Consider the following 12499-nt stretch of genomic DNA (forward strand, 5'->3'; position numbering starts at 1 on the left):
TCGATGAGTGACCGCGGCTACCAGGGCCCGCAGCGGATGCCATCGCGCCGCCAGCAGCTTGGCTTCCTGGCGGCGGTGGTGGGGATGTTCATGGCGATCCTCGACATCCAGATCGTCGCCAGTTCGCTCAACGAGATCCAGGCCGGGGTTTCCGCCAGCCGCGATGAGATTTCCTGGGTCCAGACCTCCTACCTGATCGCCGAGATCGTGATGATCCCGCTGGCCGGTACGCTGGCGCGGATATTCTCGACCCGGGCGGTGTTCGTCTTCTCCTGCGCAGGCTTCACCCTCGCCAGCATCGGCTGCGCGATGGCGTCGAGCATCGGCGAACTGGTGGTGCTGCGGGCCATCCAGGGCTTCATGGGCGGGGCGATGATCCCGCTGACCCAGGCAGTCAGCTTCACCATCTTCCCGCGGGCCAGGATGGGCTCGGTGCAGGCGGTGATCGGCCTGGTGGCGACGCTGGCGCCGTCGATCGGCCCGACGCTCGGCGGCTACATCACCGAGCACCTCTCCTGGCACTGGCTGTTCTTGATCAACGTGATCCCCGGTGTGCTGGTCTGCATCGGGGTATGGACGCTGCTCGACATCGACCGCGGCGACCGCCGGGTGCTGGTGCGGCTGGACGTGATCGGACTGATCATGATGGCAGTGTTCCTCGGCACGCTGGAGTTCGTGCTCGAGGAAGGCCATGACGACGACTGGTTCTCCAGCCGCTTGATCGCATCGATGGCGATCGTCTGCGGCATTTCAGGGGTCTTGTTCGTCTGGCGGGTGTTCAGTACCGACTACCCTATCATCGATCTGAGGCTCTTCCGCGACCGCGACTTCGCCATCGGCATCGTGGTGATCTTCGTGCTCGGCATCGCGCTCTACGGGCTGGTCTACCTGATGCCGCTGTTCTTCGGCGGCGTGCGCGGCTATTCGAGCCTGCAGATCGGCGAAGTGATGTTCGTCACCGGGGCGACGATGTTCGTCGCCGCTCCCTTGATCGGCTGGTTCGGCGATATGTTCTCCCACCGTACGCTGATCCTGTTCGGGCTTGCGATGGTGGCGATCGGTACCCTGCTCAACGTCAACCTCACCGATCAGTCGGGCTTCCACGAGTTCTTCTGGCCCCAGGTGATCCGTGGCATCGGCTTCATCACCTGCATGATTCCCGCCTCGCGGATCACACTCGGCCACCTGACCCCCGAGCAGGTGGGCCAGGGGGCGGGCATGTTCAGCGTGATGCGCAACCTCGGTGGGGCGATGGGCCTTGCGTTGATCGACACCACGCTGAGCTATCGCGAGCAGTACCACTGGCAGCAGCTGATCCCGGCGATCAACGAGGGGCGCGATGCGGTGGTCGAAGCCCTTGCCCAGTACCAGCAGCAGTTCGAAGGGATGGTCGCCGATCCCCAGGCGGCGGCGATCCAGATGATCGCCGATCGGGTGATCCAGCAGGCCAACGTGCTCGCCTTCAATGATCTGTTCCTCTGGCTCGGGATGATCTACCTGCTGATATTGCCGCTGGCGCTGCTGGTGCGCCGCTCGCGGGGGTGAACATGACAGGCGAGTGCCAAGTGTTCTAACCTCGGAACGTCGGTCGAGTTCCATTTTCGATCAGTAGTGAAATAAATATTCCGAGAGAGAACCACATGGCAACCACATCACGGGTCAAAGAGATCCTCGGCTGGTACGAAAGCGATAATCCAGGCACCAAGGCCAATCTCGCGCGCTTCCTCAACCAGGGCAAGCTCGCCGGCACTGGCAAGCTGGTGATCCTTCCGGTCGACCAGGGCTTCGAACATGGTCCCGCGCGCTCCTTCGCTGCCAACCCCGCCGCTTACGATCCCCACTACCATTTCCAGCTGGCGATAGACGCCGGGCTTTCCGGCTATGCGGCACCGCTCGGCATGATCGAGGCCGGCGCCGACACCTTCGCCGGGCAGATTCCGCTGATCCTCAAGATGAACAGTGCGAATAGCCTGGCGGTGCAGAAGGACCAGGCGATCACCGCAAGCGTCGAGGATGCGCTGCGGCTCGGCTGTTCGGCGATCGGCTTCACCATCTACCCGAGCTCCGATTACGCCTTCGAGCAGTTCGAGGAGATCAGCGAGCTCACCCGCGAGGCCAAAGCGGCGGGGCTGGCGGTGGTGGTATGGAGCTATCCACGCGGCCCCGAGCTCGACAAGGCCGGTGAAACCGCGATCGATATCTGCGCCTACGCTGCCCACATCGCGGCGCTGCTCGGTGCCCACATCATCAAGGTCAAGCCGCCCACCGATCATTTGAGCCTGCCGGCGGCGAAGAAAGTCTACGAGGAGCAGAAGATCGATGTCTCGACCCTGCCGGCGCGGATCCGCCATGTGGTCCAGTCGTCGTTCGATGGCAAGCGGATCGTGATCTTCTCCGGTGGTGAGGCGACCACCAAGGAGAACCTGCTGGTCACCATTCGCGGGCTCGCCGAAGGGGGCGCGTTCGGCAGCATCATCGGACGCAACACCTTCCAGCGCCCGCGCGAGGAAGCGCTGGCGCTGCTCGACGAAATCATCACCATCTTCAAGGGCTGAGCCCTGCTTCGAGCGGGGGCCGCGAGGCTCCCGCGCATTTCCCTATCCTCGCTTGGCCATCCTCTCCCCACCTTTTCGACATCTCGTCTACGCTGAAAAGAGAGCGCGCCTCCTGACCATGACCGCGCGCTCTTCACGCGCAAGCGGCCGCAGAGCCGAATCCATCTAACCATCCGCGTGAGACCGATGACGATCCATCGGGGCGCAGCCGTCGAGCGCCTCCCCCCAGGCAACCGCATGGAAGCGCTGTGCCTGCGCTGTTCTCTGCGGTGAACGCGATGAGGAAGACCATGGCAGAATCCTCCCAGTGCGCGGTGTTCGACCCGCGCGAGGCGCCGTCGTCGGCGCCCCATCTCGAGAGTCGTACGGACTACATGCTGTCCGAGGGCGACCGTTCTCCTCCCGGTACCCTGCGGGTCGGCTTCACTTTGAACGGCCGTCCGGCGAGTATCGATGTCGAGCCCAATGTGGTGCTGCTCGATGCGCTGCGCGATCGGTTTTCACTCACCGGCACGCACAAGGGCTGTGACCACGGCCAGTGCGGCGCCTGCACGGTGCACCTCGACGGTCGCGCGGTGAACGCTTGCCTGATCCTCGCCGCCAGCGTCGATGGCGCCCGGGTGACCACCATCGAGGGACTTGCCGCCAGCCATCAGGGCGAAGGGCTGCATCCGCTGCAGCGCGCCTTCCATCAGTGCGACGCCTATCAGTGCGGTTACTGCACTTCCGGGCAGATTATGAGCGCCGCCGCGCTGATCGCCGATGAGCGAGTGCCCAGCGACGATGCCTCGGTGCGTGAAGCGATGAGTGGCAACATCTGCCGCTGCGGCGCTTACAAGAACATCCTCCTTGCGATCCAAACGGCCCGCGCCGAGCTTGGCGTGGGCCGCGCCTGAGGAGGCCATGATGCGAAACTTTTCCTATCGGGCCGTCGAAGAGGTGGGCAGCGCGGTGGCGCGCCACACCGAATTTTCCACCAGCGCTTTCCTGGCCGGGGGAACCACGCTGATCGACCTGATCAAGCTCGACGTGATGCGCCCCGAGCAGGTGGTCGACGTCAACCGTCTGCCGCTCAAGCGGATCGATCTGCTCGACGATGGACGGATCAGGATCGGCGCGCTGGTCAGCAATACCGAACTCGCCCATCACCCGCTGATACGCGCCCGCCATCCGCTGCTGTCTGCAGCGCTGCTCTCCGGCGCCTCGACCCAGCTGCGCAACATGGCGACCACCGCGGGCAACCTGATGCAGCGCACCCGCTGCGCCTACTTTCGCGATCCGGTCGTGTCCGAGTGCAACAAGCGCGAGCCGGGCAGCGGCTGTGCCGCGGCTACCGGGATCAACCGGCTCCATGCGGTGCTTGGCACCAGCGAGCACTGCGTCGCCACTCATCCCTCCGACATGTGCGTGGCGCTGGCGGCGATCGAGGGCACCGTCGAGGTCGAGGGGCCGGGCGGCAAGCGCGAGGTCGCGCTGCTCGATTTCCACCTTCTGCCTGGCGACACGCCGCAGCGCGAGCATGCGCTCGAGGCCGATGAATTGATCACTTCTGTGGTGCTCGCCCCCCCGCTGGGCGTCGCCGGCGCCCATTACCTCAAGCTGCGCGATCGCGCCTCCTATGAGTTCGCGCTGGCCTCCTGTGGCGTGGTCCTGGTGCTCGATGGGCAGCGGATCGGGCAGGTGCGCATCGCCCTCGGCGGCGTCGCGACCAAGCCATGGCGGGCGTTCGAGGCCGAAGCCTCGCTGGTGGGCGTGGCGCCCGGGCGCGAATGCTTCGAGCAGGCGGCCCGGCTCGCACTTGCCCACGCCAGGCCGCTCGAACACAACGCGTTCAAACTGCCGCTCGCCCGCCAGGCGATCGTCCGCGCGCTTGAAACCGCGCTCGACGACGCCCGGGGCGGGATGAGCCCGCCGGCGCAGTCCGATACCGACGCCGGTTCACCCGCAGGAGACTCGCCATGACCGTCGAAGTCCTGAACCAGCGCACCGCGCGTATCGATGGCGAGCTCAAGGTTTCCGGCGGCGCCGACTATGCCGGTGATCACCAGCTGCCGGGCATGCTCCACGGCTATCCGGTGGTCAGCCCGGTCGCGAGCGGCCGGCTCGAGCGGCTCGACTTCGATGCGGCGATGGGGGCGCCGGGAGTGGTCGAGATCATCCATGGCGGCAATTTCCCTCGCCTCAACCGTTCGCCGGATTCGATGGCCGAGGAGAACAAGGTCGGCGAGGTCCGTCTGCCGTTCGAGGATGACCAGCTTCACTACCACGGCCAGTATCTCGCCCTGGTGGTCGCCGATAGCTTCGAGCATGCCCGGGCCGCGGCGCTTCTGGTCAGCATCGAATTCAGCTGCGCACCGGCGGTGGCTGGACTCTCGAGCGCAGGAGAGGGACGGGAGATGGACGACGAGGCGGTGACCCTCGGCGAGCCGGAGCGCGCGCTCGTCGCCGCCGAGGTGAGGATCGACGCCGAGTACCGCATCGCCACCGAGGCCCACGCAGTGATGGAGACCCACGCGACGCTCGCGAGCTGGCAGGACGACCGGCTGACGGTGTACGAATCGACCCAGGGCGTGGTGTTCCATCGCAACGCGCTGGCGCAGGTCTTCGCCATGGCCCCCGAGCAGGTCGAGGTGATCGCCCACTACATCGGCTCCGGCTTCGGTTCGAAGCTCTTCATGTGGCCGCACTCGGTGATCACCTGCGTGGCCGCTCGCCGGCTCGGCCGCCCGGTGAGGACCGTACTGCCGCGGCAGTGGAACTTCGCCAACACTGGGCATCGGCCGGCCTCGCTGCAGCGGCTGCGTCTCGGTGCCGACCGCGCCGGCAAGCTCCAGGCGATCCTCCACGACGCGCTCAACGAGACCTCCCCGGTCGAGGCCTACAGCGACTCCTGCGCCTCGGCCACCCCGAGCATGTATGCCTGCGACCATGTCGCGGTGACCCAGCGCATCGCCGAGGTCAACCATGGCACCCCGACGTCGATGCGTGCGCCGGGGGAGGCGAGCGGCAATTTCGCCCTCGAGACCGCGCTCGATGAGCTGGCCGTCGAGCTCGGGGTCTGCCCAGTCGAACTGCGCAGGCGCAACTTCACCGCGCGCGATCTGGCCAGCGGCCTGCCGTGGTCGAGCAACCACCTGCTCGAATGCTTCGACGATGCGGCTCGGCGCTTCGGCTGGGAGCGACGCGACCCTGTCCCGCGCTCGATGCGCGATGGCCATGAGCTGATCGGCTATGGGATGGCGACCCAGAGCTGGAGCGCGATGCGCAAGCACTGCACCGCACGGGCCTCGTTTCTCGCCGATGGGCGACTCTCGATCGCCACCGGCACCCAGGACATCGGCACCGGCACCTATACCATCGTCGCCCAGACCGCCAGCCAGCTCAGCGGCGTGCCGCTCGATCGGGTCGAGGTCAAGCTGGGCGACTCGCAGTTGCCCACCGGCCCGCTATCCGGCGGTTCGATGGCCACCGCTTCGACCCTGCCGGCGGTGGCGGGTGCGGTGCGCGAGGCGATCGCCACGCTCGAACGGCTCTCGATCGGTGAGGGGGGACGCTTCGAGGGCGCCGCGTCGTCGGCGCTCGAGTTCCGCGACGGGCGGCTGTGGCACGGCGCCGAATCGGCGAGCGTGGCGGAGCTGCTCCAGACGCTCGAGCGCGGCAGCGTGGATGCGGTGGTGAGCACCGCGCCGGGGGACGAGCAAAAGCGCGCGAGCTTTCGCTCGTTCGGCGCGGTGTTCGTCGAGGTGCGCTGGGACCCGGGCATCTCGCGGCTCAGAGTGGCGCGGGTGGTCTCGACCATCGACGGTGGACGGATGATCAATCCGCTCACCGCGCACAACCAGCTCGAGGGCGGCATCGTGATGGGGCTCGGCATGGCGCTGTTCGAGCGGCTCGAGTACGAGCGCGACGGCCGGCTGCACAACCATAACTTCGCCGACTACATCGTGCCGGTGCATGCCGACATGCCGGAGATCGAACTGGTGACCCTCGACTATCCGGACCTGGCGTTCAACGAATTCGGTGCTCGGGGAGTCGGTGAGATCGGCCTGACCGGGGTCGGCGCGGCGGTATCGAACGCGGTCTTCCATGCCACCGGCAAGCGGATCCGCGAACTGCCGATTCGCCTCGAGGCGCTGCTGGAACAGTGAGACAGTAGAGGCTCCATATTCGATGCCCCCCGGCGAAGCCGCAGCGATGCGGCTTCGCCGTCTTCGGTTACACTGCCTGATCGCTGCTCGTCGGGTCGATTCGACCCCGCGGCGGCAGCTCGAGCGTGCGGACCGGTTGGGGAGCGACGATGAGCAGTACCGGCAAAGGGATCCTTGCGATGTGCGGCGGCGTGTTCTGCATGGCGGCGGGGGATGCGGTGACCAAGGGGCTCGGCGCCGACCATTCGGCGGTGCAGATCGTCTTCTTTCGCAGCCTGGTCTCGCTGCCGCTGGTGGTACTGATCGCCCATCGCTTCGGCGGCATCCACAAGCTCTCGACCCGGCGCCCGGGTGTCCATCTGCTGCGCGGGCTGTTCGCTACCGGCAGCGTCTACTGCTTCGTCATCGGACTCGGCATGCTGCCGCTTGCCGATCTGACCGCGATCGGCTTCGTCGCGCCGCTGCTGGTGACGCTGCTCTCCTGGCCGCTGCTCGGCGAGCGGGTCGCCACCATACCGCTGGTCGCGGTACTGCTCGGCTTCATCGGCGTGCTGGTGGTGGCGCGGCCGAGCGGCGGGCTAGAGCCGGGGGTGCTGGTGGTGCTGTGCGCTGCGGCCTGCTACGCGATGACGATGATCACCACACGCCGCTATGGGTTGCGCGAGTATCTGTGGGCGATGGTGTTCTACGCGCTGCTGATGCCGTTCCTGGTCAGCCTGGTGCTGCTACCGTTCTTCTGGACCACGCCGAGCCTGTACGCGCTGCCCGGCTTCGCACTCAGCGGGGTGCTCGGCATCGGCGCGATGCTGCTTTTGACGCTGGCATTCAGGCAGGCACCGGCGGCGCTGGCGGCGCCGTTCGACTACACCGCGCTGATCTGGGCGGTGCTGTTCGGCTGGCTGTTCTGGAACGAAGTGCCCGATCTGATCGCGCTCGGCGGCGCGGTGCTGATCATTGGCTCTGGCCTCTTGGTCGCCTATCACGATCGCCGCACCAGCCTGAAGCGACGGCCAAGTTCGTCGCTTCCAGGTCGAGAACGGGCCTGACGATCGCCTTGGTGATCGCTATGCTTGAGCACTCACCGATCCTGGAGTAAGCGCATGTCCACCGTCCGCCTGGTCACGCTGATCACCGGTGCTTCAGCGGGTATCGGTGCCGCTTTCGCCGACACCCTGGCCGAGCGCGGCCACCACCTGGTGCTGGTCGCCCGCCGTGGCGAGCGGCTCGAGGCCTTGGCCGAGCGCCTGCGCGGCCTCTATGGCGCGCGGGTCGACTGGGTCGCGCTGGATCTTGCCGAACCCGGCGCGGCCGAGCGGCTGATCGCTTGGTGCGATGAGCGCGAGTTCTCGATCGACTGGCTGATCAACAATGCGGGCCTCGGCATGCCGGGGCGCCTGCACGACAGCGACTGGCGCGAGCACGCCGCTTGCCTGCGGCTGATGGTCGAGGCGCCGACCGAGCTGGTCGCCCGGGCGCTGCCGATGATGCGCCGCCGCGGCTGCGGCACGGTGATCAACGTCGCCTCGCTCGCCGCCTACCTGCCCGGCACCGAGGGCCACACCCTCTATGCCGGGATCAAGGCCTATCTGCTGCGCTTTTCCGAGTCCCTGGCGCTGGAGAACCGCGCCGCCGGCGTGCGGGTCTGCGCGCTCTGCCCGGGGCTAACGCTGTCCGAGTTCCACGATGTCACCGGCACCCGGGAGCTGATGGCGAAGCTGCCCGGGTTCATGTGGCAGCGCGCCGATCAGGTGGTCGAGGCGGCGCTCGATGGGCTCGCGCATGATCGGACCATCGTCGTTCCCGGGCGCTTCAACCGCCTGACCAAGCGGCTCGCCCGGCTGATCCCCGAGCGCCTGGCGCTATGGCTGGCGGCGCGGGAGTCGAAGCGCTACCGCCAGCTTTGAGCCATGGCGAGGACTCAGAACGTGGCCTTGAAGCGACGGCGCCAGGCGTGGAGCAGCGGCTCGGTGTAGCCGTTGGGCTGGTCGCGGCCTTCGAGGATCAGCGCCCGGGCGGCTTGGAACGCGTGCGAGGTCTCGAAGTCCGTCGCCATCGGCCGATAGGCGGGGTCTGCGGCGTTCTGGCCGTCGACCACCCGCGCCATGCGCTCGAGCGACGCCTGTATCCGCGGGCCGTCGATCACTCCGTGGTGTAGCCAGTTGGCCAGCAGCTGGCTTGAGATGCGCAGCGTCGCGCGGTCCTCCATCAGTGCCACGTCGTGGATGTCGGGCACCTTGGAGCAGCCGATTCCTTGTTCGACCCAGCGCACCACATAGCCGAGGATGCTCTGGCAGTTGTTGTCGAGCTCCTCCTGGATCTCCTCCTCGCCCCAGGCGCCGCGAGGGTCGACCGGCACCTCGAGCAGGCCTTCGAGCAGCGCCTGGCCGTCGGCGCCGCGCGCCTCGATCTCGCGCTGCACGGCTTTCACCTCGACCTGGTGATAGTGCAGCGCATGCAGCGTGGCGGCGGTGGGCGAGGGTACCCAGGCGGTATTGGCACCCGCGCGCGGGTGGCCGATCTTCTGCTCGAGCATCGCGGCCATCAAATCGGGCATCGCCCACATCCCTTTGCCGATCTGCGCCCGCCCGCGCAGCCCGCAGTCGAGACCGACCGCGACGTTGTTGCGCTCATAGGCGTCGATCCAGGCGGTGCCCTTCATCTCGCCCTTGCGCAGCATCGGGCCTGCTTCGATCGAGGTATGGATCTCGTCGCCGGTACGATCGAGGAAGCCCGTGTTGATGAACACCACCCGGCTGCTCGCCGCCGCGATGCAGGCCTTGAGGTTGACGCTGGTACGGCGCTCCTCGTCCATGATCCCGATCTTGAGCGTCTCGGGTGGCAGTTCGATCAGCGCCTCGACGCGCTCGAACAGGGTATTGGCGAAGGCTACCTCGTCGGGGCCGTGCATCTTCGGCTTGACGATGTAGACGCTGCCGCTGCGCGAATTGCCACGCCGGGCGAGATCGTACTTGGCGATCAGAGCGGTGGTCACGGCGTCGAGGATGCCTTCGAACACCTCCTCGCCATCGGCGTCGAGCAGCGTCGGGTTGGTCATCAGGTGGCCCACGTTGCGCACCAGCAGCAGCGAGCGCCCGGGCAGAGTGAGGCTGCCGCTCTCGGGGCGCTGGTAGTCGCGATCCTCGGCCAGCCGGCGGGTGAAACTGCGTCCCCCTTTGTCGATCCGCTCGCTGAGATCGCCCTTCATCAGCCCCAGCCAGTTGCGATAGATCCCGACCTTGTCCTCGGCGTCGACCGCGGCGACCGAATCCTCGCAGTCCACGATCGTCGACAGCGCGGCCTCGAGCAGCAAGTCCTTGACCCCGGCCGGGTCGTGCGCGCCGATCGGATGGTCGCGCTCGATCTGCAGCTCGGCGTGCAGGCCGTGATGGGTGAACAGCAGCGCAGAGGGCGCCTGCGGCTCGCCGCGAAAGCCGGCCAGCGCCTTGGCGTCGGTGAGGGTGGCGACGGCTCCGCCCTCGAGTTCACCACGCAGCCGGCCGTTGTCGATCGCATAGCCCAGGACCTGCGCATGGCTGCCTCGGTCGAGCGGGGCGATGGTATCGAGCAGGGCCTTGGCGTAGGCCACCACCTTGGCGCCGCGCTGGGGATTGTACTCATTGCCCGGCGCGAGCCCGCCGTCGAGGGGAATCGCATCGGTACCGTAGAGCGCATCGAACAGCGAACCCCAGCGGGCATTGGCGGCGTTCAGCGTGTAGCGGGCGTTGCTCAGCGGCACGACCAGCTGCGGCCCTGCGAGCTCGGCGAGTTCGCGGTCGACGTTGGTGGTGCTCACCGTGACCTCGCGGGGCGCCTCGACCAGGTAGCCGATCTCGCTGAGAAACCGACGGTAGCCCTGTGGGTCCGCGATCCGTCCGGGATGTGAGCGGTGCCAGTCATCGATGGTACGGGCGAGCTCGTCGCGGCGTTCGAGCAGTGCGCGATTGATCGGCGTCAGCTGGTGGACGAGTTCGTCCAGCCCGCGCCAGAACGGTTCGGCTTCGAGTTCGAGCCCGGGCAAGACTTCTTCCTCGATGAAGCGCTGGTAGAGCGGGTCGATTCGCAATTGCAGGGATGTACTCATGTGTGGGCTCCAGGTCGAAAGGTGGTGGAATTCAAGCCTCGAGGGCGGCGATCGCGGCGAGGGCGACACGCTCGTCCTGGTCGGGCAGTACCCCGGAGACCCCGACTGCGCCGATCACCCAGTCGTCGATCTTGATCGGTACCCCGCCGGTAAGCGTGGCCTTGAGCACCGGCGCGGAGAGGAAGGCGCTGCGGCCGGAGTTGATCATCTCCTCGTACTGGCGTGAGGCGCGCCGGCCCAGCGCCGCGGTGCGGGCCTTTTCCTCGGCGATGTAGGCGCCGATCGGCGCGCTGCCGTCGAGGCGGGCCAGCGCCAGTGGATGGCCGCCTTCGTCGACCACCGCGATGGCCACCGCCCAGCCTTGGGCTTCGGCCTCCTGGCGGGCCGCCGCGACGAGTCGTTCCACATCGGCGTAGTCGAGCATCGGCCTAGTGCGCATGGGTTTCTCCTTGGGTAGGGGATAGGGAATGAGGTGAAGGTGTTTGCGGTGGCGCGGGGATGGCAAAGGCCTCGTCGACCACTTCCAGCCAGTGGCGCACCGGCGTTCGCCCGGCGCTGTCCAGGTGGGTCTGGCAGCCGATGTTGGCAGTGACGATCAGCGCCGGCGCGCCCTGCTCCAGCGCTCGCATCCGCTCGTCGCGCAGCCGCTTGGAGAGCGCGGGCTGGGTGATCGAGTAGCTGCCGGCCGAGCCGCAGCAGAGGTGCCCATCGGCGACCGGGGAAAGCTCGAAGCCGAGCCGCTTGAGCAGCGCGTCGAGCGCACCGCCAAGACGTTGGGCATGGGTCAGCGTGCAGGGTGAATGAACCGCCAGCCGCGGCGGCGAATGTGGCTGGCCGAGGCGCTCGAGCGGCGCATCGCCGAAGACCTCGACCGGGTCGCGGGCAAGCTGGCTGACCCGCAGTGCCTTGTCGGCATAGTCGGGATCGCGGGCGAGCAGCTTGCCGTACTCCTTGACGAAGGCGCCGCAGCCGCTGGCGCTGACCAGGATCGCTTCGACCCCGCGCTCGATCGCGGGCCACCAGGCATCGATGTTGCGTCGCGCCCGGTCGAGCCCTTGGCGCTGGGCATCGAGATGGAAGTCGATCGCACCGCAGCAGCCGGCGGCGGGCTCGAGGCTGATGTCGAGGCGGTCGAGCAGGCGCGCGGCGGCGGCGTTGGTGTTGGGCGAGAGTCCCGGCTGCACGCAGCCCGAGAGCGCCAGCATCCGCCGCGGATGGCGCGGCGCCGGCCAGTGTCCGGATGCGGCTATCCGCCTTGGCAGGTGGTCGGCGAGCGCGGCTGGCAGCCAGCGGCGCATCCGGGTGGCGCCGGTCGCCAGTGGAGTGAACAGCCAAGCGCGCGGTACCAGGGTGCGCAGCCCCAGGCGTAGCGCGCGCTGTTTGATCGGGCGCGACTGCTGTTGGTCGAGGGCTTCGCGCCCGATATCGAGCAGGCGGTGGTAGTCGACCCCCGAGGGGCAGGTGGTTTCGCAGTTGCGACAGCTCAGGCAGCGGTCGAGGTGCGCGCGGGTGGCGGGACCTGCCTTGTCTTCCTCGAGGAAGGTCTTGATCAGGTAGATTCGCCCGCGAGGGCCATCGAGCTCGTTACCCAACTGCTGGTAGGTCGGGCAGGTGGCGTTGCAGAAGCCGCAGTGCACGCAGCTGCGCAGGATGCGCTCGGCTTCGGCGGCATCGGGCAGGCGCAGGGCGCTGGGACTCAGATGGGTTCGCATCGC

General features: G+C 67.4%; 10 protein-coding genes. 7 read left to right on the top strand and 3 right to left on the bottom strand.

Features of this window, described 5'->3' with window-relative positions; genetic code table 11:
* The first annotated feature begins 3 nt into the window (after nucleotides 1–3).
* The 7 genes from A5892_RS04915 to A5892_RS04945 all read left to right on the top strand — a co-directional run bounded on the left by A5892_RS04915 (nucleotide 4) and on the right by A5892_RS04945 (nucleotide 8607).
* On the top strand, nucleotides 4–1545 hold the full coding sequence (locus tag A5892_RS04915) for a DHA2 family efflux MFS transporter permease subunit (protein ID WP_064121855.1): 1542 nt from the start codon (nucleotides 4–6) through the stop codon (nucleotides 1543–1545).
* Between the two features lie 95 nt (nucleotides 1546–1640).
* Entirely contained in the window at nucleotides 1641–2555 is a 915-nt protein-coding gene (locus tag A5892_RS04920; protein WP_064121856.1) for a class I fructose-bisphosphate aldolase, read from the top strand.
* Nucleotides 2556–2845: 290 nt separating this feature from the next.
* Nucleotides 2846–3451, top strand: coding sequence for a (2Fe-2S)-binding protein (locus tag A5892_RS04925; protein ID WP_223302793.1), 606 nt, complete (start codon nucleotides 2846–2848; stop codon nucleotides 3449–3451).
* A 10-nt stretch (nucleotides 3452–3461) separates the two neighbouring features.
* Nucleotides 3462–4517 (top strand): FAD binding domain-containing protein, encoded by a 1056-nt coding sequence (locus A5892_RS04930; RefSeq protein WP_064121857.1) that lies wholly within the window; start codon nucleotides 3462–3464, stop codon nucleotides 4515–4517.
* Entirely contained in the window at nucleotides 4514–6703 is a 2190-nt protein-coding gene (locus A5892_RS04935) for a xanthine dehydrogenase family protein molybdopterin-binding subunit (protein ID WP_064121858.1), read from the top strand. Before A5892_RS04930 ends, A5892_RS04935 begins: the two co-directional genes overlap by 4 nt.
* 149 nt (nucleotides 6704–6852) lie before the next feature.
* Complete coding sequence (locus A5892_RS04940; protein WP_064121859.1) at nucleotides 6853–7749, top strand: DMT family transporter; 897 nt, start codon at nucleotides 6853–6855, stop codon at nucleotides 7747–7749.
* 54 nt (nucleotides 7750–7803) lie between these two features.
* Nucleotides 7804–8607: an SDR family NAD(P)-dependent oxidoreductase gene (locus tag A5892_RS04945; protein ID WP_064121860.1), complete on the top strand. Its 804-nt coding sequence runs from the start codon at nucleotides 7804–7806 to the stop codon at nucleotides 8605–8607.
* 14 nt (nucleotides 8608–8621) lie between these two features.
* Here A5892_RS04945 and A5892_RS04950 read toward each other — a convergent pair whose 3' ends face one another.
* Genes A5892_RS04950 through glcF form a run of 3 tightly spaced genes read right to left on the bottom strand, consistent with a single transcriptional unit; the run spans nucleotide 8622 to nucleotide 12496 of the window.
* Entirely contained in the window at nucleotides 8622–10784 is a 2163-nt protein-coding gene (locus tag A5892_RS04950; RefSeq protein WP_064121861.1) for a malate synthase G, read from the bottom strand.
* Nucleotides 10785–10815: 31 nt separating this feature from the next.
* Nucleotides 10816–11223 (bottom strand): heme-binding protein, encoded by a 408-nt coding sequence (locus tag A5892_RS04955; RefSeq protein ID WP_064121862.1) that lies wholly within the window; start codon nucleotides 11221–11223, stop codon nucleotides 10816–10818.
* A complete protein-coding gene (gene glcF, locus A5892_RS04960; RefSeq protein WP_064121863.1) occupies nucleotides 11213–12496 on the bottom strand; it encodes a glycolate oxidase subunit GlcF in 1284 nt (427 codons plus the stop codon). The genes A5892_RS04955 and glcF overlap by 11 nt, the downstream gene beginning before the upstream one ends.
* Nucleotides 12497–12499 lie beyond the last annotated feature (3 nt).

This window comes from Halotalea alkalilenta, from assembly GCF_001648175.1.
Taxonomy (GTDB): Bacteria; Pseudomonadota; Gammaproteobacteria; order Pseudomonadales; family Halomonadaceae; genus Halotalea; species Halotalea alkalilenta_A.

Excerpts from the sequence above, each read along its gene's own strand:
- A5892_RS04950 (WP_064121861.1), bottom strand. The coding sequence starts at position 10,784 with ATGAGTACATCCCTGCAATTGCGAATCGACCCGCTCTACCAGCGCTTC.
- A5892_RS04920 (WP_064121856.1), top strand. The coding sequence starts at position 1,641 with ATGGCAACCACATCACGGGTCAAAGAGATCCTCGGCTGGTACGAAAGC.
- A5892_RS04940 (WP_064121859.1), top strand. The coding sequence starts at position 6,853 with ATGAGCAGTACCGGCAAAGGGATCCTTGCGATGTGCGGCGGCGTGTTC.
- A5892_RS04930 (WP_064121857.1), top strand. The coding sequence starts at position 3,462 with ATGCGAAACTTTTCCTATCGGGCCGTCGAAGAGGTGGGCAGCGCGGTG.
- A5892_RS04945 (WP_064121860.1), top strand. The coding sequence starts at position 7,804 with ATGTCCACCGTCCGCCTGGTCACGCTGATCACCGGTGCTTCAGCGGGT.
- A5892_RS04915 (WP_064121855.1), top strand. The coding sequence starts at position 4 with ATGAGTGACCGCGGCTACCAGGGCCCGCAGCGGATGCCATCGCGCCGC.
- A5892_RS04955 (WP_064121862.1), bottom strand. The coding sequence starts at position 11,223 with ATGCGCACTAGGCCGATGCTCGACTACGCCGATGTGGAACGACTCGTC.
- glcF (WP_064121863.1), bottom strand. The coding sequence starts at position 12,496 with ATGCGAACCCATCTGAGTCCCAGCGCCCTGCGCCTGCCCGATGCCGCC.
- A5892_RS04935 (WP_064121858.1), top strand. The coding sequence starts at position 4,514 with ATGACCGTCGAAGTCCTGAACCAGCGCACCGCGCGTATCGATGGCGAG.
- A5892_RS04925 (WP_223302793.1), top strand. The coding sequence starts at position 2,846 with ATGGCAGAATCCTCCCAGTGCGCGGTGTTCGACCCGCGCGAGGCGCCG.